21 protein-coding genes and 1 pseudogene are annotated in these 26,623 nt (G+C 68.4%); 13 read left to right on the forward strand and 9 right to left on the reverse strand.

Annotated elements, in window-relative coordinates:
- Nucleotides 1–89: 89 nt before the first annotated feature.
- Entirely contained in the window at nucleotides 90–1,946 is a 1,857-nt protein-coding gene (locus OU415_RS12100) for a glycoside hydrolase family 35 protein (RefSeq protein WP_270948764.1), read from the forward strand.
- Nucleotides 1,947–2,085: 139 nt separating this feature from the next.
- Here the strand turns inward: OU415_RS12100 and OU415_RS12105 are convergent, their stop codons facing one another.
- Nucleotides 2,086–2,688 carry a TetR/AcrR family transcriptional regulator gene (locus tag OU415_RS12105; protein WP_270948765.1) on the reverse strand — a complete coding sequence of 201 codons (603 nt, stop codon included), beginning with the start codon at nucleotides 2,686–2,688 and terminating at the stop codon, nucleotides 2,086–2,088.
- A gap of 123 nt (nucleotides 2,689–2,811) precedes the next feature.
- Here OU415_RS12105 and OU415_RS12110 point away from each other — a divergent pair, with 123 nt between their 5' ends.
- Nucleotides 2,812–3,120: an antibiotic biosynthesis monooxygenase family protein gene (locus OU415_RS12110; protein ID WP_270948766.1), complete on the forward strand. Its 309-nt coding sequence runs from the start codon at nucleotides 2,812–2,814 to the stop codon at nucleotides 3,118–3,120.
- A gap of 69 nt (nucleotides 3,121–3,189) precedes the next feature.
- Nucleotides 3,190–3,912 (forward strand): DUF3159 domain-containing protein, encoded by a 723-nt coding sequence (locus tag OU415_RS12115; RefSeq protein WP_270948767.1) that lies wholly within the window; start codon nucleotides 3,190–3,192, stop codon nucleotides 3,910–3,912.
- Nucleotides 3,913–4,056: 144 nt separating this feature from the next.
- Here the strand turns inward: OU415_RS12115 and ald are convergent, their stop codons facing one another.
- From ald to OU415_RS12135, 4 genes are all read right to left on the reverse strand, one after another.
- Nucleotides 4,057–5,202: an alanine dehydrogenase gene (ald, locus tag OU415_RS12120; protein WP_270948768.1), complete on the reverse strand. Its 1,146-nt coding sequence runs from the start codon at nucleotides 5,200–5,202 to the stop codon at nucleotides 4,057–4,059.
- Nucleotides 5,203–5,517: 315 nt separating this feature from the next.
- A complete protein-coding gene (locus tag OU415_RS12125) occupies nucleotides 5,518–6,918 on the reverse strand; it encodes an amino acid permease (RefSeq protein ID WP_270948769.1) in 1,401 nt (466 codons plus the stop codon).
- A gap of 287 nt (nucleotides 6,919–7,205) precedes the next feature.
- On the reverse strand, nucleotides 7,206–8,477 hold the full coding sequence (locus OU415_RS12130) for an FAD-binding oxidoreductase (RefSeq protein ID WP_270948770.1): 1,272 nt from the start codon (nucleotides 8,475–8,477) through the stop codon (nucleotides 7,206–7,208).
- A gap of 314 nt (nucleotides 8,478–8,791) precedes the next feature.
- Entirely contained in the window at nucleotides 8,792–9,835 is a 1,044-nt protein-coding gene (locus OU415_RS12135) for an LCP family protein (protein WP_270948771.1), read from the reverse strand.
- Nucleotides 9,836–10,464: 629 nt separating this feature from the next.
- Between OU415_RS12135 and OU415_RS12140 the strand changes: the two genes are divergently transcribed.
- From OU415_RS12140 to OU415_RS12150, 3 genes are all read left to right on the forward strand, one after another.
- On the forward strand, nucleotides 10,465–12,318 hold the full coding sequence (locus OU415_RS12140) for an acyltransferase family protein (protein WP_270948772.1): 1,854 nt from the start codon (nucleotides 10,465–10,467) through the stop codon (nucleotides 12,316–12,318).
- 79 nt (nucleotides 12,319–12,397) lie between these two features.
- Nucleotides 12,398–13,108, forward strand: a complete 711-nt coding sequence (locus tag OU415_RS12145; protein ID WP_408641840.1) for a response regulator — start codon at nucleotides 12,398–12,400, stop codon at nucleotides 13,106–13,108.
- A gap of 17 nt (nucleotides 13,109–13,125) precedes the next feature.
- Nucleotides 13,126–14,547, forward strand: a complete 1,422-nt coding sequence (locus tag OU415_RS12150) for an ATP-binding protein (protein ID WP_333777591.1) — start codon at nucleotides 13,126–13,128, stop codon at nucleotides 14,545–14,547.
- 32 nt (nucleotides 14,548–14,579) lie between these two features.
- Here the strand turns inward: OU415_RS12150 and OU415_RS12155 are convergent, their stop codons facing one another.
- Nucleotides 14,580–15,143, reverse strand: a complete 564-nt coding sequence (locus OU415_RS12155) for a hypothetical protein (protein WP_270948774.1) — start codon at nucleotides 15,141–15,143, stop codon at nucleotides 14,580–14,582.
- Between the two features lie 833 nt (nucleotides 15,144–15,976).
- A complete protein-coding gene (locus tag OU415_RS12160) occupies nucleotides 15,977–16,852 on the reverse strand; it encodes a GntR family transcriptional regulator (RefSeq protein WP_270948775.1) in 876 nt (291 codons plus the stop codon).
- Between the two features lie 74 nt (nucleotides 16,853–16,926).
- Here OU415_RS12160 and OU415_RS12165 point away from each other — a divergent pair, with 74 nt between their 5' ends.
- The 6 genes from OU415_RS12165 to OU415_RS12190 are packed head-to-tail and all read left to right on the forward strand — an operon-like array spanning nucleotide 16,927 to nucleotide 22,564.
- Nucleotides 16,927–18,063 (forward strand): ABC transporter substrate-binding protein, encoded by a 1,137-nt coding sequence (locus OU415_RS12165; RefSeq protein ID WP_270948776.1) that lies wholly within the window; start codon nucleotides 16,927–16,929, stop codon nucleotides 18,061–18,063.
- Nucleotides 18,063–18,986 carry an ABC transporter permease gene (locus OU415_RS12170; RefSeq protein WP_270948777.1) on the forward strand — a complete coding sequence of 308 codons (924 nt, stop codon included), beginning with the start codon at nucleotides 18,063–18,065 and terminating at the stop codon, nucleotides 18,984–18,986. The genes OU415_RS12165 and OU415_RS12170 overlap by 1 nt, the downstream gene beginning before the upstream one ends.
- Nucleotides 18,974–19,825: an ABC transporter permease subunit gene (locus OU415_RS12175; protein WP_270948778.1), complete on the forward strand. Its 852-nt coding sequence runs from the start codon at nucleotides 18,974–18,976 to the stop codon at nucleotides 19,823–19,825. Before OU415_RS12170 ends, OU415_RS12175 begins: the two co-directional genes overlap by 13 nt.
- A complete protein-coding gene (locus OU415_RS12180) occupies nucleotides 19,822–20,952 on the forward strand; it encodes an ABC transporter ATP-binding protein (RefSeq protein ID WP_270948779.1) in 1,131 nt (376 codons plus the stop codon). Before OU415_RS12175 ends, OU415_RS12180 begins: the two co-directional genes overlap by 4 nt.
- A complete protein-coding gene (locus OU415_RS12185; RefSeq protein WP_270948780.1) occupies nucleotides 20,949–21,680 on the forward strand; it encodes an HAD family hydrolase in 732 nt (243 codons plus the stop codon). The genes OU415_RS12180 and OU415_RS12185 overlap by 4 nt, the downstream gene beginning before the upstream one ends.
- Before the next feature lie 35 nt (nucleotides 21,681–21,715).
- The gene (locus OU415_RS12190; protein ID WP_270948781.1) at nucleotides 21,716–22,564 is read left to right on the forward strand and encodes an alkaline phosphatase family protein; all 849 of its coding nucleotides are present in this window, start codon (nucleotides 21,716–21,718) and stop codon (nucleotides 22,562–22,564) included.
- Nucleotides 22,565–23,228: 664 nt separating this feature from the next.
- Here OU415_RS12190 and OU415_RS12195 read toward each other — a convergent pair.
- The gene (locus tag OU415_RS12195; protein WP_270948782.1) at nucleotides 23,229–24,716 is read right to left on the reverse strand and encodes an amino acid permease; all 1,488 of its coding nucleotides are present in this window, start codon (nucleotides 24,714–24,716) and stop codon (nucleotides 23,229–23,231) included.
- A gap of 155 nt (nucleotides 24,717–24,871) precedes the next feature.
- Entirely contained in the window at nucleotides 24,872–26,206 is a 1,335-nt protein-coding gene (locus tag OU415_RS12200) for a serine hydroxymethyltransferase (protein ID WP_270948783.1), read from the reverse strand.
- 175 nt (nucleotides 26,207–26,381) lie between these two features.
- Here OU415_RS12200 and OU415_RS12205 point away from each other — a divergent pair.
- Nucleotides 26,382–26,623: pseudogene (locus OU415_RS12205) on the forward strand (hypothetical protein); the annotation flags it as partial.

The raw sequence follows: 26,623 nt of genomic DNA on the forward strand, positions 1-26,623 counted from the left end.
GGTCCGATTCGGTGGTGATCCTGGCCGAGATGTGATCGAAGCTGCAAGTATCAAGGAGGTTTCGCGCAGTATCGAAAAAAGGGGCGGCGATGGGAAGCGTTAACCGACGGGGATTCCTCGGCTCGATCGCGCTCGGCGGCCTCGCGTTGGGCAGCGGCATGGTCCTCGGCGCCAACAGGGTCGTCGCGCAGGCTCAGCAGTCGTCCGGGTTGACGGTGCGGGGCGACGAGTTCCTGCTCGACGGCGAACCGTTCCGGATCATCGCCGGCGAGATGCACTACTTCCGCACCCACCCCGACCACTGGCGGGACCGACTCGCCCGGATGCGCGCGCTCGGCCTGAACACCGTGGACACCTACGTCGCGTGGAACTTCCACGAACCCCGGCGCGGCGCGGTCGACTTCTCCGGCTGGCGCGACCTCGTCCGGTTCGTCGAGACCGCCGCCGAGGTGGGGCTCAAGGTCACCGTCCGGCCGGGCCCGTACATCTGCGCGGAGTGGGACTTCGGTGGCCTGCCCGCCTGGCTGCTGGCCGATCCGGACCTGCCGCTGCGGTGCGACGAGCCCGCCTACCGCGACCTGGTCGACGAGTGGTTCGGGGTCCTGCTGCCGCGGCTCGCCCCGCTGCAGGCGACCCGCGGTGGCCCGGTGATCGCGTTCCAGGTGGAGAACGAGTACGGCAGCTACGGCAACGACCAGGTTCACCTGGACCACCTGCGGAAAACCATGCGCGGCAACGGGATCGACAGCCTGCTGTTCTGCTCGAACGGCCCGTCGGAGTGGATGCTGCGCGGCGGGAACCTGCCGGACGTGCTCGCCACCGTGAACTTCGACGGCGACCCGACCGAGCCGTTCGCGGCGCTGCGCCGGTACCAGCCGGAGGGGCCGCTGTGGTGCACGGAGTTCTGGGACGGCTGGTTCGACCACTGGGGCGAGCCGCACCACACCACCGACCCGGTCAAGACGGCCGCTGACGTCGAGAAGATCTTGGCCACCAAGGCATCCGTGTCGCTCTACATGGCAGTCGGCAGCACGAACTTCGGTTGGTGGGCGGGCGCGAACTTCGACGAGGAGAACGGCACGTACCAGCCCACGGTCACCAGTTACGACTACGACGCGCCGATCGGTGAAGCGGGCGAGCTGACGACGAAGTTCCACCGGATCCGCGAGGTCATCGCCCGCCACGAGCAGGTTCCGGACGAGCCGTTGCCCGAGCTGCCGCCGCGGCTACCGGCGCAGCGCGTGCAACCGAACGCGGCGGTCGGGCTGCTGGATTCCCTCGACTCGCTCAGCAAGCCGGTCCGCCGGTCCGCGCCGGTGCACATGGAAGCGCTGGGCCAGCCGTACGGGTTGATCCACTACCGGACCCGCGTGCAGGGGCCGCGCGAGACGGCGGCGCTGCGGGTGCGGGGGTTGGCCGACCGGGCGCTGGTCTTCGCCGACGGCGAGCTGCTCGGCACGCTCGACCGCAACGATCCGAAGGGTTCGGTGGAGGTGCCGGTGCCGCGCGAGTCGGTGCAGCTGGACCTGCTCGTCGACACCGGGGGCCGGATCAACTACGGGCATCGGCTCAACGACCCCAAGGGCATCACCGACCGCGTCCTGCACGGCTCGCAGGCCCTGTTCGGCTGGGAGATCCGCCCGCTACCGCTGGACGACCTGTCCGGCCTGCGGTTCCGCCCCGGCACCGCGAGCGGTCCCGCCTTCCACCGGGCGGTGCTGCGGATCGACGAGCCCGCCGATGGTTTCCTCGCCCTGCCCGGCTGGGAGAAGGGCGTGGTGTGGCTGAACGGTTTCCTGCTCGGACGCTACTGGTCGATCGGCCCGCAGCGTGCGCTTTACGCCCCAAGTCCACTGTGGATGGCCGGGGAGAACGAGCTGATCGTCCTGGAGCTCCACCAGCCCGGCGGTTCGATCGAACTCCGTTCGGAGCCCGATCTGGGCTGATGGCCTCGGGTGTCGGGCATTGCACGAGCATGTGCTGGAAACGGCATTGAACGAGGGGTAGTGGGAAGAGCTCCAGCGGCGCCTGGGCGAGATCGTGCTGGTCAAGATCAAGCCGCCCGCTGGCAGTCCCTCGCGGGGATCATCCGGCGATGGGGCCCCGGTGGAGGGCCAAGCCGTGGATGGCTTGAGCGGAGGCGATTTCGGCGACCGAGGTGTTGTGCTCGTCGTCGCCCGGTTCGAGTTGGGCCGCAGCGGCGTTGACGATGCCTTGGATGAGCCGGCTGCGCAGGCCGGGTTCCGGCACCCCGGCGTCGTCCAGTGCGCGCACCAGGGGTTCCAGCAGTCGATCGTGCTCCTGGCGAATCCGCTCCCGGACCTCCTCGCCGAGCGAGTGGGTCGACAGGGCGACGGCGGCGGTGTGCTGCCCGTCGGTCAGCATCCGCAGCTGGTGCTTGACGTAGGCGGCGACCTTGTCGTGCGTGGTGCGCTGGCCGGCCAGCTGCTCGTCGATCTCCGCCACCCACCGCGGCAACGCGTCCTCGATGATGGCCGCAGCCAGATCGTCGCGGGACCGGAAGTACTCGTAGACGCTGGAGCGGGACACCCCGACCCGTTTGGCGAGCGCGCCGAGGGTCAACGCCTCGGGGCCTTCCTCGGCGACCAGATCGCGTGCGGCGTGCATCAGGTTTCGCAGCTGCTTCGCCCGATGCTCGGCGACCGTCGGAGCGTTGATTCTCGGCACGTACACAGGATAACGAGGCCGAAAATGTGTTGCGCATCACAGTTGAGGGCGCGATGGCGGTTGCCGACATAGTGTCGGAATAGTTCCCGACACGGTGTCGGGAAAGCTCGGGAGGAAAAGATCATGTTCTACGCCACCAACCGCCTCTACGTCCCGCCGGAGAAGGCCGCGGAGTTCGAAGAGCACTTCATCGACAACATGCGCAACTACCTGCCCGGTGTCGAAGGGCTTCGGCGCAGCACCCTGCTCAAGCCGGACCACCCCGACCACCCCTACGTGTCGATCAACGAGTTCGACACCGAGGAGCAGTTCCGCGCCTGGGTCAGCTCCGACTCGTTCAAACAAGCCCACGCGCGGAACAAGGGCATCGCCCGCCACGTCAGCTCGAACGCGGTGGAGACGTTCGCGCCCCTCGAAGACCTGGTGCTCTGAGCGGCGACCCGGTACGCGACCACCTGGCGAGCGGTCGAGTCTGTTCCGGAAGGTGGGACGCAGAAGCGCATGGACAGGGAGCACCCCACCGACACCGAGCCGGGTCGGGCGACCGGTCGGCAGCGGACGGTCCCCGACGCGGCCGGAAACGCGCTGCTGCCGCTCCTCGGCGGGCGGAGCAGCGCCCTGGACGCGAGTCTTCCGCCGTTGGGCTTCGGGTTGGGATGGCTCACCTCCGGACACTCGATCGCCGTCGGTGCGGTGGTTGCCCTGACCGTCAGCGCCGCCATCGCCGTGTGGCGGCTGAGAACCGGTTCCCGGCCGTTGGCAGTGCTCTTCAGCCTGCTCGCCGTAACGCTCGGCGCCGTGGTCGCGGCCCGCACGGGCAACGCCGCCGACTTCTTCCTCGTCCGCTTCGGCTCGAACCTCCTCAGCATGCTGGGCTGGATCTTGAGCATCGCGGTTCGATGGCCGTTGCTGGGCGTGATCGTCGGCACCGCGCTCCGGCAGGGCGCACGCTGGCGTCGCGACCCCGACCTGCTCCGCGCCTACAGCCGCGCGAGCTGGGTCTGGGTTGGGCAGTACGCCCTGAGGCTCGCGGTTTTCCTGCCGCTGTGGTGGGCCGATGCGGTTGCCGCGCTGAGCCTGGCACAGCTGATCCTGACCTGGCCCCTGGTCGCCCTGTGCATCGCCGGCAGCTGGTGGGTTCTCCGGTCCTGCCTGCCTGCCTGCCGACCATCCCGGAATCCACGCGACGAGACCGGTGGAGCCCCGCGGAGCGGCGAGCATTGAGAACTGAGCGAGGTTGCCCGTAGGAGGCGGCAGCGGGATTTCGGCAACGACAACCGGCCGCAGTGGATCACCACGCCCGAGCCGTTACCCGATCACACCCCGGATCAAGCAGCGAAACCGCGCGGGGAGACCGTCACGCTCCGTTCAGGCGCCTTGCCGGGGGTCGCCCGCGAGCGCGGTGGCGGGGTCGGTGAAGGTGAGGTCGTGCGCCTGCGCCACCGGCTCGTTCACCAAGGCGCCGCCCAGCGTGCTCAGGCCCCTGGCCAGCGCCTCGTCCTGACGGGCCGCAGCGCGGATGCCCTGGCCGGCGACCTTGATCAGGTAGGGCAGGGTCGCCGACGTCAGGGCCAGGGTCGAGGTGCGGGCCACCGCGCCGGGGATGTTGGCCACGCAGTAGTGGATCACTCCGTCGACCACGTAGGTCGGGTCGGAGTGGGTGGTCGCGCGGCTGGTCTCGAAGCAGCCACCTTGATCGATGGCGATGTCCACCACGACGCTGCCGGGACGCATCCTGGCGATCATCTCCCGGGTGACCAGCTTGGGTGCCTTGGCCCCCGGTACCAGCACCGCGCCGATGACCACGTCGGACTCGGCGATGTACTCGGCAAGCCGGGTCCGGTTGGGCACCACCAGGTCGAGCCTGCCCCCGAAGATGTCGGCCAGGTAGGCCAGCCGGGAGGGATTGGTGTCCAGCACCCGCACCATGGCCCGCATCCCGGCGGCGATCTTGGCCGCCTCGGTGCCGGACACCCCGCCGCCGATGATCAGCACCTTCGCCGCCGGGGTCCCGGGCACGCCGCCGAGCAGCAGGCCAGCGCCACCGGACGGGCTCTCCAGGTGGTGCGCTGCGGCCTGCACAGCCATTCGACCAGCGACCTCGCTCATCGGAGTGAGCAGCGGCAGCTTCCCGTCCGCGGTTTGCACCGTCTCGTAGGCGATGGAGTCGATCTTGCGTTCCACCAGGAACTCGGTGAGCGGCTTGTCCGCGGCCAAGTGCAGGTAGGTGAACAGCTGCTGGCCCTCGCGGAAGCGGTGGTACTCGGCGGGGATCGGCTCCTTGACCTTCACGATCAGGTCGGCGCCGGCGAACACCTCGTCGGCGTCGGGCAGGATCGCGGCTCCGGCCGCGGTGAACTCCGCGTCGGTGAACCGGGAACCTGCGCCGGCGTTCGTCTCCACCAGCACCTCGTGCCCTTGGTGGACGAGTTCGGCGACGCCGTCGGGCTGAACTGACACCCGGTTCTCGTTGTCCTTGATCTCCTTCGGCACCCCGATGACAAGTTTCGGCACCTGCTTTCTCCTTCCTCGGTTTGATCGTTCACGTCATCAACGCGGTGGTGAAGCAGTCGAAGGACGTGATGGCGATGTACATCGCGTCGGCCATCCCCTCCAGGGCTTCGCGCGCACTGTGCCGCGATGCGGGATGAGGTGGCCGGCGACAACCGGCAGGGCGGCCTCGTCAGGTCTGGTCCACCGTATAGCGCACGCCGGTGAACCGCTTCCGCGAAGGCCGTGACCTCTGGCGTCACGCGCGAGGGCTCGACCGCCTCGTCCAACCCCCGCGTGACCAGGACCGCCGGCTCGGTCGGAGCTGTCGCACCGTTGTCAGGGCAGGGGATGCTCGGCGGGAGCGGTCTTCGGGGCGGCTGGTCGGCGGTTGCGCACCGCGAGGTAGCCGACCGCGACCGCCGCGGCCAGGATCGGGAGGAGGTACAGCGCGATCCGGGTGTCCGGGTCGAACGCCAGCAGCACCACGACAAGCGCGAGGAAGGCGAGCACGAGGTAGTTGGAGTACGGGGCGAAGGGCATCCGGAACTTCCCCGCCCGGATCTCGCCCGCCGCCACCTTCCGGCGGAATCCGAGGTGGGCGACGATGATCATCCCCCAGGTGAAGATGGCGCCGACGGTGCTCGCGCTGGTGATGTAGGTGAAGGCCTCCTCGGGGGCCACGTAGTTGATCAGAACACCCAGCAGCATCGCGACGAACGTGACCGCGATGGCTCGGGACGGCACGGCACGGGTGTTGAGGCGACCGGTGCTTCTCGGCGCCTGCCCGTCCTGCGCCAGGGTGCGCAGCATCCGTCCGGTCGAGTAGATGCCGCTGTTGCAGGACGACAGGGCCGCGGTGGTCACCACGAAGTTCACCACGCCGGCCGCCGCGGGGATGCCGATCAAGCTGAAGGCGTGGACGAACGGACTGCCGCTGGCCGGGAACTGGTTCCACGGCACCAGCACGGTCAGCGCCGTGAGAGCACCGACGTAGAAGATCAAGATCCGCCACATGACCGAGTTGATCGCCCGCGGCAGCACCTTCTCGGGGTTCGTGCTCTCGCTCGCGGTCTGACCGACCATTTCCACGCCCACGAAGGCGAACATGACGATCTGGAACGACAGCAGCGCGGCAGTCGGGCCGTTCGGGAAGAGCCCGCCGTGCGACCAGATGTTGCTCACCGCGGCGGTGCCGCCGATGTCGCTGAAGCCGAACACCAGGATCGCCGCGGCCAGCACGATCAGGCCCAGGATGGCCAGCACCTTGATGAGCGCGAACCAGAACTCGAACTCGCCGAAGAGCTTCACCGCGATCAGGTTGACCCCGGTGAGGACGAGCAGCGCCCCGAGTGCGGGGATCCACTGTGGAACGTGGGGGAACCAGAACTGGAAGTACTTGCCGACGGCGGTGATCTCGGCCATGCCGGTCACGATCCACACCAGCCAGTACCCCCATCCGGTGGCGAACCGGGCCCACGGCCCGACGAACTCCCCGGCGTACTCGGCGAAGGAACCGCTGACCGGCCGGTACATCAGCAGTTCGCCGAGCGCGCGCATCACGAAGAAGATCATCAGTCCGGCGATCGCGTAGATCGCGATGAGGCCGGGACCGACCTGGTGCAGGGCCTTGCCCGAACCCAGGAACAGTCCGACCCCGATCGCGCCGCCCAGGGCGATCATGTTGATGTGCCTGCTGCTCAGCGCTCGGTGGTATTCCTCGGGGGCTTGCTGGCTCATCTGAGGGAGCTCCGTTCGGCGGCAGCACTGCCGCGCTTGGTCGGTCCAGGAACATGTCGCAAACGTCGCGTGTGCATTCGGCCACGTGCGTGTTGCGGACCACCATGCGGCACTGGTCACGGGGTGTCATTGTTCCGCCGGCACCGTTTGAGCGGAGTCGATTGTGCCCTCGCCCCACGCGACGCCCAGGGAGCGGCCGCAGGACACGTCCTCCGGTGACGACGGCTGTGCCGGCCGTTTCCCCTGTGACGGCTGATGTCCTGTTGCCACCGGAAAGCCCGACGGTGCTAGGCGGCCACCGACTTCGGGAAGGCGAGCACGTGGTCGGGGTCGTAGGTCGCCGCGATGGAGCGGAGCCGGGGCAGATGGGTTCCGTAGTAGTCGTCGGTCGGTCGCCCCGCGTCGATGTAGTTCACGTACGCGCCGGTGCCCAGCGCCTGGCTGAGCTGGTCGCGGACCTGCCGCACTCGCGAGGTTGCCGGTTCGCCCTGTCCGGGTTTCGCGCCTGCGTAGAGCTGGACGGTGGCCAGCGCGTCCCGGTGCGGGAACGCGGTCTCGGCCGAAGCGATTTCGGACACCGCCCCGCCGAGTCCGTCGAAGATCACGTCGAGACCTGCCGGGGAGGTGAGGGCGCGTTCCACGCTCGCGGGGTCGGCGCGGTGTCGCAGGATGAGCGAGGAAGCCGCGAAAGCCTGCTTGGAACTGCTGCCCGCGAAGAACTGCATCGCGCCCAGGAAGTCCTTGGGCAGGACCGCGCGCGCGTCGGATCGCACTCCGGCGCGGCGTTCCAGGTCGTCGAGGAGCGGGTCGAGCTGTTCTGGCCGACCGACGAAGCATCCGGCCGATCGCGCCGTCGGCGGCGTCCCCGCCGAGATGATGCAGTTGGCCCACAACTCGCGGGGCGAGCTGGGAAACCAGTCCTGCCACGCACCGAAGACAGCGGCGGCTGATCCGGCGGGGAATCGCAGCGAGAACACCGTCAGCTCCGGGGCGGGTGCGGTGGTCAGCTGCAGCGAGGTCACGATGCCGAAGTTGCCACCTCCTCCGCCGCGCAACGCCCAGAACAGTTCGGGTTCGGAGTCGGCGGAGGCCGTGACCACGCGTCCGTCTCCGGTCACGACCTGCGCCGACACCAACCGGTCGCAGGTCAATCCGTACTGGCGGGTCAGCGGTCCGATACCACCGCCGAGGGTGAGCCCACCGATGCCCACCGACGGGCACGAACCTGCGGGCAGGCACCGCCCCGCCCGCGCCAGTGCGGCATAGACATCTCCGAGCCGCGCTCCCGGGCCGATCGATGCGGTGCCGTCCGCATGGACCTCGACCCCGTTCAGGCCATCGAGAGCGATGACCAGGCCGTCCTGCGGCGTCGAGTACGCCGCGTAGCTGTGCCCGCCGCTGCGGGCTGCGACCGGTATGCGGGTGTTCTGCGCGAACTCAAGGGATGCTCGCACGTCGTCCGGCGTGCGCACGTGCGCGAGGGCGGCCGGCCTGCGGTCGTCGTGGACGAGGTTGAACGGCATCCGGTCTGCCTCGTAGCGCGCATCTGGAGGTAGCACCAGCCGATCTCCGAGGAGCGTTGAAAGGGACCGCCAGTCGGGCCCGGCGGGAGCGGGATCGGCGTGCGCCGATCCGATTCTCGGATGGAAAGCGGTGGCGGCAGCGACTGCGAGAACCCCCAGCATCGTGCGCCGCCCAACAGTGTTGACCACGCGATGTCCCCCTGACATTCGTTCTTCCGTTTCCTGTTCGGACGCTGGAGCAGCGGAGCGGTTGGCCCGGCGTGCGGTGATGCCGGCCACAATGAAGTCCCGCTCTGGTCCGCCCTCGTCCGAATGCGGCCATTGAGGACGGATGTCCTAAGACGTCGGCCCTAGCCAGGTCCGTCCAGTGCCGTGGTGGGGTGGTCGGTGCGGAGCAGGTGCCACAGTTGGTCCGCCTCGGGTTGAGCGGGGACCAAGCGGTTGGGGTCGGCGGAGCTGGTGGAGTGCGGCATGGTCAGAAAGGTGACCTCCTGCTCGGACAGGTCGTGCCAACGTGTCCCGAGGTCCAGAATCACGTCCAATGAGGACAGTCCGGTGTCGACCGTGAAAGCGGAGCCTGCGGTACGCAGGATTCGCTGCAGTTGAATGGGATCGGATAGCAGTTGCTCGGCATCCAGCTTGTGCCAGAGCGCGGTGAGGAACTGGTGTTGCAGGCCGATCCTGGCGAGGTCGCTGCCGTCGCCGACGCCGTGCCTGGTGCGGTTGAAGGCCAGTGCTTGCTCGCCGTTGAGCAGGTGGATGCCGGCGGGGAGGTGGAGTCCGCTGTACGGATCGTCGATCGGCTCGGACAGCGTGACCTCGATGCCGCCGATCGCGTCGACGAGCTTGGCGAAGCCGGCGAAGTCCACCTGGACGACGTGGTCGATCCGCAGGTCGGTGAGTTTCTCGACGGTCGTCACCACGCAGGTCACGCCGCCGACCCCGAGCGCCGTGTTGATCGGAGCCTGCCTGGCCGCCGGCGTCCACCGCCCATCGCGCAACGGACACGACGGCCGGGGTGCCAGGGTGTCGCGGGGGATTGAGACGACGGTGGCGCTTCGGCGGTCGGCGGAGAGGTGGACCAGCATCGTCGTGTCCGATCTCGCCCCGGCGATCTGCTCGTCGCTGGGGGCGTCGTAGGCGTCGTTGTCGCCGGATCGGGTGTCCGAACCGATCAGCAGGATGTTCAGCGGTGTTCGGCCCGTGCTGTCGGGCGCCGCGCTCGGGCGGTCGTCTCCCAGCGCTTCGAAGACGTCCACGGACTTGTACGGAAGGTGGGAGGACAGCAGGCCGTAGGCGGTGGCACCGATCGCCCCGGCGCACACGACGAGCGCGATGGTGATGCGGCGAGCCCGACGCCGTGTGGTCCGGGGTTGCGACGATGCGGCTGGCATGGCATCAAGGTTGGCGAGTTGATGTCATGTGCATGCGCGGGAAATGTCTTGGATCTGTAACAGGTCCCGGGTCCGGATGAGTTCCACGACGCGTGGCATCGCTTGCTTCGATGCCGATGGTTGTCAGAGATCACAGCTCCGGCAGCGGTCTGTGACACGACCATGACATCGCCATCGAACGACGGGCACATCCCTCGCACACCATGAAGGACAGACGTGCGGGACATCCATGCGGGGTTCGCATCTGCCCACATGTCGGGAGCTCGCGGGACTGATGTCCGAGCGGTTCCTCTGACAACCGGGAAACCACGCGGGACATCCGCCGGTGCAGGTTCCAGTGGCTTTCGAATGGCCTTCTAGTGCATGGCCACCAATCCGACGTGCGGGCTTGGTGCGCTCGTGCCACCGGTTCAGCTGCGACCACCGCTGTAGCAAGGGGTAATGAGATGAACACGAGGCGTCGCATGACGCCGCAGCACGGTATCGGGGAAGCTGCGCCTGAGGCGGCAACGCCTAGGGGTGTCGCCGACACGACCCCGATGAGACCGGTACCGCTGGGGATGGCTGACACAGTTCGATTTCGCATGCCGCCGCCTGGTCGCGAGCTCGCTGCCGAACGGACAGTGCGGATGCAGCGGATACCGGCGGAAAACCGAACCGGCGACGCGAAACGGCGATACGCACGCGGACTCGACGGCCTGCGGGCGCTCGCTGTCCTGATGGTGGTCGTCTACCACGGGAACGAGGAGTGGTTGCCGGGCGGATTCCTCGGCGTGGACGTGTTCTTCGTCATCAGCGGGTACCTGATCACGGATCAGCTGTGCGCCAGGTGGCAGCAGGAGGGGTCGCTGGATCTGGCGACCTTCTGGGTACGCCGGGTCCGTCGGCTCGTTCCGGCGGTGCTGGTGGTCCTAGCGGTCGCCACAGCGGCAGCAACGATCGTGAAACCCGCTCTGCTGTCCGGTATCGGCGGCGAGCTGCTGGCGGCGGTGACGTTCACCAGCAACTGGTGGGGCGTTGCCAGCGGGGCGTCGTACTTCTCCCAGTTCGGGGACCAGTCGCTGCTCCTGCACCTGTGGTCGCTCGCAGTGGAGGAGCAGTTCTACCTGGTCTGGCCGCTGGTTCTGCTCGTGGTGCTGCGACTGGTGCGCCGTCGGAGCGCACGGGCCTGCATCGCGTTCGCCATGGCCTGCGCTTCGGCCATCGCGATGATCGTGCTGCACGATCCGGGGGCTGACGCGTCGCGCGTTTACTACGGCACCGACACGCACGCATTCGGTCTCCTGCTGGGGGCGTCATTGGCGATCGCGATGCCATCGCAGTGGTTGGTGGGACTGAAGCGGCCCGGCGCCAGCGTCCTCAGCTTGCTCGGCTCGGCCGGAGCAGTGGTGCTGGCCTTCATGGCTGTGCTGCTGGGCGGGTCGAGCGAGTTCCTGTATTCCGGCGGATTCGGACTGGTCGCCGTCGTCGCCGGTGCGGTGGTGGTAGCGGCGATCCCGGCGGCCGGTTGGTTCGGTCGCCTGCTCAGCTGGCAACCTCTTCGGTGGATCGGTTTGCGCTCCTACGGGATCTACCTCTGGCACATGCCCGTGGTCGTGCTGTTCTCGGCGAGCGGTGTCGCTGTTTCCGACGCCCTGTTCGTGGGTTTGGTCGCCGCTGTTTCCCTTGCGGTCGCAGGGGTTTCCTACCGGTGGGTTGAGGAACCGTTCCGCCGCAACGGCATCCGCGCGACGATCCGTCGACTGACCGCTCCGTCGCGCACGGGCGAGACCAGGACAGGCCCAGCCGTCCTCACCGGTGCCGTGGTGGTGGTGCTCCTCCTAGCGGTCACGGGCGTGGTGCTCGCGCCGCCGAAGAACGACCTCCAGTCCCAGATCGCTGCAGGCGAGGATGCTGCCGAGGCCACCCCGAAGAACCCGTCACCCCCACCCCCGGCCGCTCCATCGACGGACTTGCCCGCCATCCAGGGAACTCAGGTACCCGCCATCGAGGAACGTCGTGCGCCGGGTACCGGGGTGACCGCTTTCGGGGACTCCGTCATGGCGGCAGCCGGCACCGCACTGCGGGAAAGGCTGCCGGGCGCGAACCTGGACCTGAAGATCGGCCGCCAGATGTGGGACCTTCCGGAGCTGATCGCATCCGAACGCGACAGCGGCCGGCTGGGCTCGGTGGTCGTCGTCGGCCTGGGCACCAACGGAGACTTCAACACGAGCACCCTGGAACGCGCGATCTGGGAAGCCGGACCGCAGCGCGCCGTGGTGTTGATCAACATCAGCGTCCCCAAGGACTGGCAGGACCGGGTCAACGCGAAATTGGCGGACGCCGACGCCAGGTGGCCGAACGTCACCGTGGTCGACTGGCGCACCGCGGCGCGGAACCACCCGGGTGCCTTCTGGGACGATGGCACGCACCCGCGAAACCCGAACGGCACCGACCTCTACGCCGACCTGGTAGTCGATGCGCTCCCACCCCAGGTCAAATGACCGCGTCACCGATTCGTCACGGGTTGTGCGCAGACTTGCGGGGCGGGACGCCCTGGCCGCGCGATGAGGGGTGGTCGGCATGTTCGAACCAAAGAGCGAAACCGATACTGTGCGGGTGTCGCATGTGTTGTTGATCGAGGACGACCCCGCAGTGCGGGAGGGGCTGCAGCTGGGCCTGGGCCAACAGGCGCACGTGGTGCGGACCGCATCGACGGGGGAGGAGGGGCTCGCCGCACTCCGATCGCAGCCGCCGGACATCGTGGTGCTCGATCTGATGCTGCCGGGGATGGACGGCTTCGAGGTGTGCCGCCGAATCCGCAGCTCCGGCGAGGTCCCGATCATCATGCTGACCGCGCGGAGTGACGATCTGGACGTCGTCAGCGGTCTCGAGGCGGGCGCCGACGACTACGTGGTCAAGCCCGTCCAGCCCCGAGTTCTCGACGCCCGGATCAGAGCTGTGCTGCGCCGTGGTGCATCACCGCAGCTCTCGGCCCAGACCCACGGGGACCTGGTGATCGACCGGGCCTCCCTGGTGGTGACCAAGGCCGGCAGCAAGGTGGCGCTGGCGCCGACGGAGCTGAGGCTGCTGCTCACCCTGTCCGCGACGCCCGGCCAGGTGTTCAGCCGGCAGCAGCTGCTGCAGGCGGTCTGGGAACACGAGTACCTCGGGGACTCCCGGCTCGTCGACGCCTGCGTGCAGCGGTTGCGCTCCAAGATCGAGGACAGCCCGGCGAGCCCCGCCTACGTGCAGACCGTGTGGGGCTTCGGCTACCGCTTCGGACCGGTTTGATCGATGGAAGAGGTCCGGTGAGGTCTCCCCGATTCCTGAGCGGGCTGCGGGTTCGGCTGATATTCGGTTTCCTGCTGGTGTCGATGGTGGCCGTGGCCGCGGCCACCGCAACCGGCTATGCGACGGCACGTTCGTCCCTGCTGGCTGCGGACCAGAACTCGGCGGTCTCCGAGGTGCGCCAGCGCGTGACCGCGCTCGCTCCGGACCTGACGTACCCACCGGACCAGTCATCGCTGGACGCGCTCGCTGCTCAGCTTCCCACCGGCGCCACCGTCGTCTACCACGACCTGCGTTCTCCGGAAACGCCGCTCGACCCGGTGATCTCCGCTGAACTGCAGGCGGCTGTGCGTGCCCATTCGCGGGTCGAGGCGCAGCAGGTCAGCACCTCCGGCGGGCCCGCGCTGGTGATCGGGATGCCCGTGCTGACCAGGCAGCTGAGCGGCAGGAGCGTGCCTTCAGGTTTGGAGGTGTACGTCGTCCACGACCTGTCGGCCATCCAGCAGCAGATCAACGAGCAGGCCCGCACGGCGTGGCTGACGGGTGTGCTCGCGGTGCCGCTGGCCGTGCTTGTCGCGCTGCTGTCCGCCAGGGGAGTGCTGCGACCGGTGCGCGAGCTCCGCCGAGCAACGCTCCGGCTGTCCGACGGAGACCTCACCGCACGGCTCCAGGTCCGCGGCAACGACGAGCTGGCAGAACTCGCGAGCACCTTCAACAACACCGCTGCGGAGCTGGAACGCATCGTTGCCGAACTCCGGCGCATGGAAGCCGACTCCCGCCGATTCGTCGCCGACGTCTCCCACGAACTGCGCACTCCGCTGAGCGCGATGATCGCGGTGACCGACATCCTCGAGGGAGAGGCTTCCCGCATGCCGGACAACGCGGCCAGATCGGCCCGACTCCTCGTGGGGGAAACCCGCCGGCTGACCCGACTGGTCGAAGACCTGATCGAGGTTTCGCGGTTCGACGCGGGATCAGCCCAGCTGGTGGAGGAGAACGTCGATGTCGGTGAAGCGGTGCGGACGACGCTCGACTCCCGGCGATGGACCGACGCCGTGCAACTGGAGCTGCCGGACGGATTGTTCGCCAGGTTGGACCGGCGCCGGCTGGACGTCATCATCGCGAATCTGGTGGGCAACGCCCTGCGCCACGGCGGACCGCCGGTTTCCGCGGTGCTCCGGGCCACCGAGAACTGGATCGAGCTGGAGGTCACCGACCACGGGCCCGGGCTGCGTCCCGAAGTGCTGCCGCACGTGTTCGACCGGTTCTACAAGGCGGACTCGGTGCGGACGCGCTCGGAGAGCAGCGGCCTCGGACTCGCGATCGCCCAGGCCAACGCCCGGTTGCACGGCGGCGACATCCAAGCCGGCAACCGGCCGGAAGGCGGCGCCAGGTTCGTGCTCCGACTTCCGCGCCACGACGATGCGAGCGGACTGATCTAGTTCTCAATGCGGAGCCGCGTGCCGTGGCTGGCTCAGCTCATCGCTGGACAGGTGCGGTCGGCGATCCGATCACCTGTGATTCCCTTGTGCAGCAGGATGTCGACGGTCGTTCCCCGCATCGTTCCGCCGCGCGCTGAATCGACCGCGAGGGCCGTGCACACGACCTGGTCGACGGCCAGCGGTGACAGGTCGTAGGACGGCAGAACCACGGTGATCACACGATCGGTCACGACGACGTTCACGTCCACCAGCGCCGCGCCGAGCTTGGGAACCTCGGTACGAAGCCCCTCGGTCTCCTCGTAACCGCTGAGTCCTGCACCGAGCATCAGGTACTGCACCGCGCCCCGCACATCACCGAGCTTGCCGTATGGCACGTCCTCAAAAGTGGTGCCGCCCGTCGGCACGATCACCGGGCGCAGGGCGTTGCCTTCCAGGTAGTACAGCGTCGGGCCAACCGCGATGCCGGTCGGAGGATCCCCGGCATCGCTCACCTCGCTCGTCGCCGCGCCACCGCATCCGGCGACCAGCGAGATTCCCGCCAGCACCGTCGCGAGTCGGCGCCACGACGAGGCAGATCTCGGGCTCGAACGGTGCACGCCACGATTGTCGCATGCTCTCCGCACCCGGCGAAGGCGGTGGTTCGGGAGCCGAACTCGATGATCTGTTCCTGCACCTCGTTACAAGATGATGACACGGTCCGCACGGGATGCGGACATTCATCGGTGAAACTAGGTGCCGGGGGGCGGAATCGCTCGCCGGATCCCGGCACCATGCGCCGAGAGGGGGGAGCTGGGATCCGGCGTGGCGCCAACCTGTCCTGGCGCCATCCTGGTCGGCCCGTGGACCGGGCCCTCCCGGGAATCCGGCACCTCGGTGTTGTGAAAGCCAGTGCTGCCTCGCCCGCAACGCAATTCGATCTCGCTGCTGATACTCGGAGGAATTCTTGATGCACGAGAAAGCGGCCCGACGAGCAAATTGCGCCGATGGTTGCGTCGGGTCCGCTTGCGCGATGCCGACGGATTCCCCTTCGCGGGCGGTGCTCGCGCCGCCCCGTGACGTCGTGATTGCTTTTTGGCTCTGGATGGGGGCTGATGTCGTCGCCGTCGGCTTCTTCGCGGCCGTGCTGGCCGGGAGGCTCCGATATGGGGTGGAATACATCGAAACCGGTGAAGTCGTGGGGACTGCCCTCTTCCTGGGGTTCCTCGGCTTGCACCTCTGGCTTGTCGCCAAAGCTCGCTGCGGCAGGAGGAAGGCTCGAACCTGGCTGACAGTCCTGAGCGTTTTCGCTGTCCTGGCCGCGATCCTCGCGTCGGCCACGGAGCACGCGCTAGCGCTACTGGCCGCAATCCCGCCGTTGTGCGCTGCGGTCTTCATGCACCGGCCTGCGGCCAACCGCTACTACCAGCAGGCCGGTGCGGAGTGCGCGCGGTCAGCGCGGTGCCCTGCGTCGGGCGAGGGAGCTGACCGCGGCCGAGTTGTGGACGGTGAAGGAGACGGTTCCGGGGAGGAAACGGTCGTCCGACCACAACAGGGGTGCGCCGGTGGGGTCGGTGGCCCGGCGGACTTCGCGGAGGAGGCCGGTGCCCTCGGCGCAGCCCAGCAGCCGGACGTCGGTCGCATCGGCAGCGACGATGTCGATGGTGTGCTCGCTGTCCGCGAAGACGACGCCGGACGCATCGAGGGCGCCGGTGTGCGAGAGGGAATCCGGCGCCAGGGCTTCGACGGCCTCGCCGACCTGTAGCGGGTAGATGGTGCGTTCAAGCATGACCGGAACGCGCCCGAGGAACCTGAGACGGAGCACATCGGTGATGTCGTCCCCCGGATCGAGCTGCAGGCGCTCTCCCTCAACCGCGGTCGCTGCGCGAACGCGAGCGTGGATGGTCCGGGCGCCGGGCTCCTCGCCCAGGGAGCGTGCCCAGCTGGTGAAACTCAGCAGTTCGTGGAAGCTCTGGGTACGCGCGGTCCCCAGGATCACCCGCCGGGTTCCCCTGCGGGAGGTGACCAGCCCGTTCGCTCGAAGCTGCGCCAGGGCATTGCGAACGGTGCCGCGGGAGACCCCGTACTGCTCCGCGAGACTTTCCTCGCTGGGCAGGCGTCCGTCGTTGCCGAACTTTCCCGCTTCGATCGCGCGCCGCATCTCGGCTGCCAACTTCTGATACCGAACGGCTCCTGCCCCGCTCCGCTTGCCGTTCCCTCCGGCTGTTTCGCTGACCATCCACACAAGATAGACCGTCGTGCCCCTTTGTCGCGCGGACGAACGTTTTTCCACCGATTGCCCGCCGACAGTTCCTCCTCGCGCACCCATCCGTTCACCGGCAGGACACCCGGCCCGATGACAGTGGTGGCTGCAAGTTGTATAGCCAACTTTAGGGGATTTGGATGAAGGCGACCCTCCGCCGTGTCAGCGCCCTCGGGGCCGCGGCCCTGCTGCTGTCCGGACTGGCTGCGTGTTCGTCCGGGAACGGCGCCTCCGACTCGAACTGGCGGACCGCGAGCTCGGTCGAAGGAGGCGGCGGCATGGATGCCCTGATCGCCGCTGCGAAGAAGGAAGGAAAGCTGAACGCCATCGCGCTTCCGAAGGACTGGGCCAACTACGGCGAGGTCATCTCCACCTTCGAGAGGAAGTACGGCGTCGAGGTCGAGGTCGAGAACCCGGATGCCTCCAGCCAGGACGAGATCACCGCGGTGTCCTCCCGCAAGGGGCAGGAACGCTCGCCGGACGTCATCGACGTCGGGCACGATTTCGACGTCGCTGCCGCGAAACAAGGCCTGCTCGCCCCGTACAAGGTGACGTCCTTCGGCAAGATCCCGGACTCCCAGAAGGACGCCGCGGGTCTCTGGTACAACGACATGGGCGGCTACGTCTCCATCGGCTGCGATGCAGGTCGCGTCGCGAAGTGCCCGACCAAGTTCTCGGAGCTCCTGGACCCGCAGTACAAGGGCAAGGTCGCGCTCACGGGCAACCCGGCGGAGTCCGCTTCCGCCTTCGGTTCCGTGTTCGCCGCGGCTCTCGCGAACGGCGGCTCCTTCGACAACATCCAGCCCGGCATCGACTTCTTCGCGAAGCTGAAGCAGGCCGGCAACTTCAACCCCGTCGAGGCGACACCCGCGACGATGGAAAAGGGCGAAACGCCCATCACCGTCGTCTGGGACTACCGCAACGCGGCTTACTCCGATGAGCTGAAGGCCAAGGGGATCGAGTGGAAGGTCGCCATCCCCGAAGACGGAGTTTTCGCCCAGTACTACTCCCAGGCGATCGTCAAGTGGGCGCCGCACCCGGCCGCCGCTCGCCTGTGGCAGGAATTCCTCTACAGCCCCGAGGGACAGAACCTCTGGTTGAAGGGATACGCCCGCCCCGTGCTGCTGCCCGCCATGGTCGCCGACGGCACGGTGGACAAGAGCTCGCTCGACCGCCTGCCCCAGGTCAACGAGGACAAGGTTTCGTTCCCCACGGAGGCGCAGGGCCAGGCGGCCAAGACCGCAGTGTCCAATGGCTGGGCGAAGGCCGTTTCCTGATGACGACTGCCACACCCACCGCCATCGCCGATGCACCCAGCGCGTCCCGGCGCCAGGAGACCCAGACGCCCCGGCGCCGAGGCCGCAGGCCTGCCACTGGCTGGCTCGGCGTCGCCCCCCTGCTGGCCTTCGCCGTGATCGTGCTCGGCCTGCCCGTGACGGCCATGGCCGTCGGCTCGGTCACCATCACGACCGACACCGGCGCCACCGAGTTCACCGGGGCCAACTTCGCCGCCTCCTTCGACGGTCCGTACCTGGAGAGCCTGCTGGGAAGCGTCAAGCTCTCCGCGCTTTCCGCCTTCATCGCAACAGTCGTCAGCCTGCCGATCGCCTGTGCCATCGTCACCTCGCGCTTCCGCGGGTTGCGCGAGGCGGTGCTCTCGGCTTCCGGTGTGATCGCGAACTTCGGCGGCGTACCCCTCGCTTTCGCCTTCGTCGCCACCCTGGGCAATGCCGGCGTGCTCACCGGATTCTTCGGTCTCGCGGACAAGGGCTGGAGCCTGTACTCCTTCTGGGGACTGGCGATCGTCTACCTGTACTTCCTCATCCCGCTCATGGTGCTCACCTTGACGCCGGCGCTGGACGGCCTCAAACCCCAGTGGCGGGAGGCCGCGCAGAACAACCGCGCCACCGGCTTCCAGTACTGGCGGCACGTGGCCTTCCCCGTCCTGTTCCCGACGCTGCTCAGCGGCTTCGTCCTGCTGTTCGGCAGCGCTTTCAGCGCCTATGCGACGGCTGCCGCCATGGTGGGGAGCTCCATCCCCCTGGTGACCGTGAAGATCGCCTCGGCGTTGACGGGTGACGTCCTCGTGGGCCAGGGCAACGTCGCCCTCGCGCTCGGCATGAACATGATCATCGTGGCCGGGGTCGTCATGGGCATCCAGCTCCTGCTGCAGCGGAGGAGTTCGAAATGGCTGTCCTGACCGGCTCGCGCCCGGCGCGGACCGGGGAATCCCGACTCCGCGCCAACGTCGTCCTCACCGCAGCCGGGGTCTACTTCCTGGTCCCCATCGTCTGCGCACTGGCCTTCACCTTCGGGCTCGGCGACCCTCGGCAGACGCCCGGCCTGGACGCCTACACCGCGATCTTCACCACCGACGGGCTCGCTGGAAGTCTCGGCCTGACACTGCTCCTGGCCGCCGCCACGGTCCTGCTCGTACTCGGCCTGCTGCTTCCGGCCCTGCTCGCCGTACGCCTTGCCGTCCCTCGCGCGAAAGCCGTGGTCGCAGTCGTCTGCATGCTCCCGCTCGTCGTCCCGGCGGTGGCTCTCGGTGCCGGAATCACCACGGTCCTGCGCTGGGGAACCGACTGGCTCTACGACACCCCGGGGTTCCCCGTGCTGGCCGCCCTCCAACAGCCCGATTTCCCGTTGATCCTGGTGCTCGCCTACACGCTCATGGCCCTGCCCCTGGCCTACGTGACACTGGAATCCGGGCTGACCGCGATCGACTTGAAAGTCCTGGTCGAGGCCGCGCGGTCCTGCCGGGCGTCCTGGCCCCGGGCCCTGTTCCTCGTGATCCTCCCGAACCTCCGGGAAGCCTTGCTGAACACCGCCTTCCTGACCATCGCCTTGGTCCTCGGGGAATACGCGGTCTCCGCACTGCTCGGCTTCGAGCCCTTCGCCGTCTGGACCGTTGCGATCAGCGGTGCCCACGCCCAGCTGTCCGTCGCCGTCTCCATGGTCGGCCTGATCGGCACCTGGCTCATCCTCATCGCGGTCGCGAAGCTCGGCCGCTCCAAAGCGCTCAAGGAGACTTCATGACGCGCGCCACCAGCTCCCGGCCCCCAGCTGCCACTTGCAGCGCGGGCCTGGAGTTCCGCGAACTGCGCCGATCCTTCGGCGCCACCACGGCCCTCGACGGACTCAGCCTCACGATCAACCCCGGCGAGATGCTCGCCCTCCTCGGCCCTTCCGGCTGCGGGAAGACGACGGCGCTGCGCGTGGTCGCCGGTTTCGAACACCCCGACTCCGGTGAGGTCCTGTTGGACGGCAGCGACATCGCGGGTCACCCCGCACACCGGCGTGACGTCGGCATGGTGTTCCAGTCCTACAGCCTCTTCCCGCACCTCACCGCCGCCGACAACGTCGCTTTCGGAATGCGCATGCAAGGCGTCCCCGGTGCGAAGCGCCGGGCCCGGGCCCACGAACTCCTCGAACTCGTCGGACTTCCCACTCAGGCCGGCCGCTACCCGCGGCAACTCTCCGGCGGCCAGCAGCAACGGGTGGCCCTCGCCCGCGCTCTCGCCCTGGAGCCCCGGGTGCTGCTGCTGGACGAACCGCTCTCCGCGCTCGATGCGAAGGTCCGGAAGTCCCTGCGCGACGAGATCCGCCGTCTCCAGCTGGACCTGGGCATCACCACGCTGTTCGTCACGCACGACCAGGAGGAGGCACTGTCCATATCGGACCGGGTGGCCGTCATGCGGGCAGGCAGCCTGGAACAGTGCGCCACGCCGGACGAGCTTTACAACGCACCTGCCACCTCCTTCGTCGCCGAGTTCGTCGGCACCACGAGCCGCCTTCCCGGCCGTCTCAACAGCGACGGCACCCACGTGGACGTTCTGGATCTCACCCGCCCTGTCCAAGCGCACCTCCCCGCTCGGAACGGCAGTGCGGCCACCGCGCACGGCACCCGCGACATCGACGTCCTCGTCCGGCCCGAAGCCCTCGCTGTCAGCGCTGCTCCGGAAAGCCGGTCACGAGTCGTGGCTGCGTCCTTCCGGGGAGCGACGACGCGCCTCACGGTGCGCCTGGACAGCGGCCGGGAAGCCCTCGCCGATGTCCCCACCGCCGTGGCGTCCACCGTTCCGGTCGGTTCACGTGTCCGGCTCAGCCTCCCGGAACGCCCTGTCCTGATCGACCAGGCCAGGGAGGAGGAAGCCACCGCATGATGCCGCACCAGGACAGCACCGCCCTGCCTGACGGCGTGCAGGCCCATGCGGCACCGGAAGGCGCCGGAAATGCTCTGCCCGCAGCTGTGCTCTTCGACATGGACGGCACCCTCGTGGACACCGAACGGCTGTGGTGGGACGCCGTCGAGACGGTGGCCGACGACCTGGGCAGGACGCTCGGACCGGAGGACCGGCCTGATGTTGTCGGGCGCCCGTCCCAGCACACGGCCGCGTACCTCGCGTCCACGATGGCCGCGGCGCCGTCTGCCAGCGCACTCGCCGAAACGCTCGACGAGACCTTCGCAGGCCTCGTGGCCCTGGAGGTCGTGCCCAGGCCAGGAGCCCTGCAGCTGCTCCACCTCCTGGCGGGGCAGGGGATCCCCGCGGCCATCGTGACGGCCTCGCCCCGCCGCGTGGTGGAGCTGGTCCGGGAACGGCTCGGACGTGAGCTGTTCGAGCTCGTCGTGGCCTTCGAGGACACCACCGTCTCGAAGCCTGCCCCTGATCCCTACCTGGAGGCCGCGCGACGGCTGGGAGCCCAGCCTGCTGAGTGCGTGGTGGTGGAGGACTCACCCGTTGGCCTCGCCGCAGCGGAAGCAGCCGGCTGCCCCGTCGTCGTCGTACCTTCCACCGTCCCGATCGACGCCGCCCCCGGCCGCACGATCATCACTTCCCTCGAAGAGGTCACGCTCCCGCTCCTGGCACGGGCAAGGGGTTCCGAGCGATGACCACCCCGACCACGAAACCGGTGACGACAGTGAACATGCCGACTCGCCCCACGCCTCCTGCCGCTGTCCGGCCCCGGATCATCCTGCTGGGCATCGACGGGCTCCGCTGGGACCTCGCAGCGGATTCCCCGGCCGCCCCGGCTTTGCGCGCCATGGCTGCCGAGGGCGAACTTCAGCCCATGGTGATGGAAGTGCCCACCATGTCCGGCCCGGGATGGTCCTCCATCCTCACGGGGACGACTCACGCCGAGCACGGGGTGAAGGACAACTCCTTCGTGGGGCACCGGCTCTACAGCAATCCGGACCTGCTCTCGCGAGCCTTCTTCAGGAACCCGTCGACCAGGACTTTCGCTGCCGCGGGCTGGCCGCCGCTCGTCTCCCCGGACGGGCTGGGGCCGGTCATCCACCAGCGGCTCGAGCAGCAGAAAGCCGGCCTGCACACCGTCGTCTCCCGCGACGGTGAAACCCACGGATACGTCAGCATCGACGCCGAGATCACCGATTTCACCCTCGCGGCGCTCACGTCCCACAGCGTTCCCGACGTGGCCTTCGTGTACTTCTGCGATGTGGACGACGCCGGGCACGTCTACGGCGCCCGCAGCGAGCAGTACCAGGCGGCACTGGCCCGGGTTGACCGGCACATCGGCCGCATCCGTCGGGCCGTGCAGGCCCGGGCGGATGAACACGCCGAGAACTGGCTCCTGGTGGTGGTTGCGGATCACGGGCACCTGGACCAGGGAGGGCACGGCGGGAGCACACCCGAGGAACGGAATTCCTTCATCCTGCGCTGGCAGACCGCCGGCTCGCTCACCCCCTGGCCCAGTACGGTCTCGCCGCACGAACTGGTGGAACTCCTGCTGGACGAGAGCGCCCGGGAACGGTAGCGCGGCGGTTTCAGCGTCGGGACCGAGTGCGCGGTACTGCGTCGAACGACACTGATCTGCACCGGGTTGTCCTGGGGTTCCTCGGTTTTCGCTGGCGAGCGTCCCTTGTGGACCGAGCTGGTGTTCGAATCCCGCCGTCCTGACGGTAGAGAGGGTCTTCGCAGGTCAAAGCCTGCGGAGACCCTCTTGTCTCCGCATCGGGGCGGCGCTGAACTTCACCTCGATCGGCATCATCATGGGCGCAGCGAAGCCGCTCTCCCCGGAGCAGGGCGACAAAATCGCAAGCTTCGATCTAAGAGTCCTCTGTGGACCAGCATTGGTGTCCTTCATCGGGGTGACGACCGTGGGCATCGGCTCGTAGTCACCACTTCGACGAGCCAGCGGATCCTGCGCTACTCCCCAGGTGCGGACTCCACACCCATGGGCGTTCAATGCCATGACTTCTGGGAAGAGGTTTACATCCCCGAGGGCTCGTTCGCGGACCTCACCCTCGGCCGGACTTTCTCCGCTGGTATGTACGCCTGCCGGCCACCGGGTATGCCACACGGCCCGTGGCGAACCGACGACGGTGTCGTGACCTTCGAAGTCCGCTACCCGACCAGACAGCCATGAGCGACCCTTCGACGGTGCGTCCTCCGGCGGAGGTCTCCTCGAAGGGGTGGGATCAGCCCGGGTCGGCGGTCGTGACCTCGGCGTTGCGTTGCAGTTGTCGGCGGGCGTACTGCTCGTCGCGTTCGGACTTCTGCTCGAATTCGGCGTGGCGCGGGTTGAAGCGGCGGGACAGGAAGTATCCGGCGGCCAGCAGTGCGGCCCACAGGGGTAGTGCGAACAAGGCGATGCGGGCGCTTTCGTCGAAGGCCATCAGGACCACGACGGTCGCCAGGAAGACGATGCCCGCCGGGGCCAGGACACCAGCGGCGGGCAGCTGGTACGGCGATGCGGGACGTTGCCCCGCCTTCACCTTGCGGCGGTAGGCGATGTGGCAGGCGAGGATGACGCCCCACGTCCACAGCGCCGCGAGCGAGCAGATGGCCAGCAGGTACTCGAATGCCTGTTCCGGCACGACGGCGTTGAGCACGACGCCGAAGAGCATGAAGGAGCCGGACGCCAGCACCCCGGCGGCCGGGACGCGGTTGGCGTTGAGCGCGCCGAACCGCCTCGGAGCCATGCCGTCGTCGGCGAGTCGTTTGAGGAGCCGTGCGTTGGAGTACAACGCGCCCGCACTGCACGACGACAGGGCCGAGGTCAGGACGACGAAGTTCAGGATCCCGGCGGCGGCCGGCACGCCGATCTGGGTCAGCGCCTGGACGAACGGGCTGTCCTCGGAGTTGAACTGGGGCCACGGCACGACCGACATCAGCACGGCCAGCGAACCGAGGTAGAACAGGACGATCCGCAGCGGCACCGAGTTGATCGCCTTCGGGATGGCGCGTTCGCGGTCCTTGGTCTCCACCGCTGTCATGCCGACCAGCTCGGAACCCTGGTAGGAGAAGACGGCGATCTGGATCGCGAGCAGGAAGCCGAGCACGCCGAACGGCAGGAAACCGCCCGCTGTGCCGGGGACGTCGAGGGCGAAAAGGTTGGAGAACGTCGCCGATCCGCCGGCGGGCCCGAGTCCGAAGAGGATCACGGTGAGCCCGCCCGCGATCAGACCGAGAATCGCGACGATCTTGATCGAGGCGAACCAGAACTCGGCCTCGCCGAACACGCCGACCTTGGCGAGGTTCAGCAGGACCAGGACGACGAGTGCGATCAGCGCGGTGATCCACTGGGGAAAGCCCGGGAACCAGAACTTCACGAAGATCCCGGCCGCGGTGATCTCCGTCATGCCGATCAGGCCCCACGTGATCCAGTAACCCCAGCCGGTGACGAAACCGCAAGCCGGGCCGAGGAACTCGCGGGCGTAGTCGGCGAAGCTGCCCGAAACCGGGCGGTAGAGCAACAACTCGCCCAGCGCCCGCATCACGACGAAGATGAATGCGCCGACGAGCGCGTAGGCCAGGATGAGGGAGGGGCCCGCGACCTCGATGCCGGCGCCCGAACCGAGGAAGAGGCCGACACCGATCGCGCCGCCGATCGCGATCATGCGGGTGTGGCGGGTCTGCAGGCCCTGCGCGAGGCCTTCGTCGGTGAGCTGTACGTCTTTGGACATGCTCGTTCCCGTTCCGATGGTGGAGGTGGGTCGTCGAGCCCTCGAAGGTCGAGGACGGGACAGATCAGAAGGCGGGGATTCCCCGCGAACGGTGAGCGCGGCCAGGTCGGGCCGCCGCCCCTGCCGTCGGGCCGGTGACCCGACGGCAGAGGGAGTCAGCTCGGTCGGTCCGCGGTGTAGTGCACGCCGGTGAACTGCTTGCGCCAGGCAGCGACGTCCGGTGCGACCGCGGTCGGGTCGCCGTTGCGGTCCAGGCCGCGGGCGATCAGCCCGGCCAGGTCGGCCATGTCGTCGGGTTCCATGCCGAGCCGGACGAGCTCGGGGGTCCCCATCCGCAGGCCGTTGACGTCGCCCTCGACCGGGCTGTCCGGCAGTCCGATCCCGCAGGCGAGCAGGTTCGCCTCGCGGAGGTGCTTCGCGGCGGCCTGGCCACCGCCCCACTGCTGCGCGCGGATGGCGAACTGGTGCGAACGGGTCGTCCCGCGGGAACCGGCGAACAGCGGAAGTCCGGCCTTCTCCAACTCGGCGGCGAGCCGGGCGGCGGTGTCCACCATCGCGGCCGCGTACGCCTCACCCGCGACCTTCCAGTCGAGCATGGTGACGGCCAGTGCGGCCGCCTTGCCCGCGTCGAAGTTCGCGGTCAGCCCGGGGAAGGCGATCTTGTCGAGGCGCTCGGCGAGCTCCGGGTCGTTGGTGACGACCGCACCGCCGGCCGGACCTCCGAGGCTCTTGTAGGTGCTGAAGCTGATCAGGTCCGCACCCTCGACCAGGGGCTGCTGCCAGGCCTTGCCCGCGATCAGACCGCACAGGTGGGCGGCGTCGAAGAGCACCCGCGCTCCGACCTCGTCGGCGATGCCGCGGATCGATCCGACCGGGTGCAGGTAGAGGTTCAGGCTGGAGCCGATCGTGATGAGCTTCGGTTTCACCTCGTGCGCCAGGGTGCGCAGGGCGTCGACGTCGACGGTGTAGCCGTCGGGCGAGACCGGTGCCGGCACGGTGTTGAGCCGGTACATCCCGGCCGAGCCGCCGGCGTGGTGGGTGACGTGGCCGCCGATGGTGGCGGGCGGAGCGATGATCGTGTCGCCCGGTTCGCACGTGGCCATGAAGGCGTAGAGGTTGGCGAGCGCACCGGAGGCCACGCGGATCTCGGCGTAGCGGGCGCCGAAGACCTCGGCGACGAGCTCGGCGGCGATGACCTCGATCTGCTCGATCGCCTCGAGGCCCATCTCGTACTTGTCACCCGGATAACCCAGCGACGGGCGGGATCCCAGGTTCGCCGACAGCATGGCCTCGGCCCGCGGGTTCATGATGTTGGTGGCCGGGTTGAGGTTGATCGAGTCGACGTCGTGGATCTGCCGGTTCTCCTCGACCAGGTGGTCCAGCTCGGCCAGCAGACCGGTCGGTGTTGCGGCGGCCGCGGCTCCGGCAACCGCGCGGACCCGGCGCTCGGCGTGTTCGGGCACCCACGGGCGGTGGGCGAGTGCTGTCATGTCCGACGCTCCTCCCTGGCCGAGCCAGTGGTGCACCACCAGTCCAGCCACCTGTCTGACCAGTGCGTTCCGTCAACCGTAGGGAGCGGCGAGGCGTCAGGACACCGGCAGAACGCTCGGACTTGTGAGCGGCCTCTCCTACACTTGTAGGAGAGATCGCGAAGGGAAGGGCGCCGTGCCGGAACAGCAGCTCCAGGAGCAGCTCGACGCCCTGGCCGTCGAGCTGCGGCGCGGGTTGACCATCGACGGCGTCGGCGGTGATCTGCTGGCTTACAGCGCGCAGCGCGGTGACGCCGACCAGGTGCGGATCTCGTCGATCCTGATGCGGCACGTCGCCCCCGAGGTCCGGGAGTGGGAGTTGCGGCATGCCGGGAGCGAGCCGGACGAGCTGGTCGCGCTCCCGGCGAACCCCGAGAT

This window comes from Saccharopolyspora oryzae (assembly GCF_027853915.1).
GTDB classification, from domain to species: Bacteria; Actinomycetota; Actinomycetes; order Mycobacteriales; family Pseudonocardiaceae; genus Saccharopolyspora; species Saccharopolyspora oryzae.

Coding starts and splice junctions, on each gene's coding strand:
- OU415_RS12100 (WP_270948764.1), top strand. CDS start 90: ATGGGAAGCGTTAACCGACGGGGATTCCTCGGCTCGATCGCGCTCGGC.
- OU415_RS12110 (WP_270948766.1), top strand. CDS start 2,812: ATGTTCTACGCCACCAACCGCCTCTACGTCCCGCCGGAGAAGGCCGCG.
- OU415_RS12115 (WP_270948767.1), top strand. CDS start 3,190: ATGGACAGGGAGCACCCCACCGACACCGAGCCGGGTCGGGCGACCGGT.
- OU415_RS12125 (WP_270948769.1), bottom strand. CDS start 6,918: ATGAGCCAGCAAGCCCCCGAGGAATACCACCGAGCGCTGAGCAGCAGG.
- OU415_RS12135 (WP_270948771.1), bottom strand. CDS start 9,835: ATGCCAGCCGCATCGTCGCAACCCCGGACCACACGGCGTCGGGCTCGC.
- OU415_RS12140 (WP_270948772.1), top strand. CDS start 10,465: ATGCAGCGGATACCGGCGGAAAACCGAACCGGCGACGCGAAACGGCGA.
- OU415_RS12145 (WP_408641840.1), top strand. CDS start 12,398: ATGTTCGAACCAAAGAGCGAAACCGATACTGTGCGGGTGTCGCATGTG.
- OU415_RS12160 (WP_270948775.1), bottom strand. CDS start 16,852: ATGGGTGCGCGAGGAGGAACTGTCGGCGGGCAATCGGTGGAAAAACGT.
- OU415_RS12165 (WP_270948776.1), top strand. CDS start 16,927: ATGAAGGCGACCCTCCGCCGTGTCAGCGCCCTCGGGGCCGCGGCCCTG.
- OU415_RS12170 (WP_270948777.1), top strand. CDS start 18,063: ATGACGACTGCCACACCCACCGCCATCGCCGATGCACCCAGCGCGTCC.
- OU415_RS12175 (WP_270948778.1), top strand. CDS start 18,974: ATGGCTGTCCTGACCGGCTCGCGCCCGGCGCGGACCGGGGAATCCCGA.
- OU415_RS12180 (WP_270948779.1), top strand. CDS start 19,822: ATGACGCGCGCCACCAGCTCCCGGCCCCCAGCTGCCACTTGCAGCGCG.
- OU415_RS12185 (WP_270948780.1), top strand. CDS start 20,949: ATGATGCCGCACCAGGACAGCACCGCCCTGCCTGACGGCGTGCAGGCC.
- OU415_RS12190 (WP_270948781.1), top strand. CDS start 21,716: ATGCCGACTCGCCCCACGCCTCCTGCCGCTGTCCGGCCCCGGATCATC.
- OU415_RS12195 (WP_270948782.1), bottom strand. CDS start 24,716: ATGTCCAAAGACGTACAGCTCACCGACGAAGGCCTCGCGCAGGGCCTG.
- OU415_RS12200 (WP_270948783.1), bottom strand. CDS start 26,206: ATGACAGCACTCGCCCACCGCCCGTGGGTGCCCGAACACGCCGAGCGC.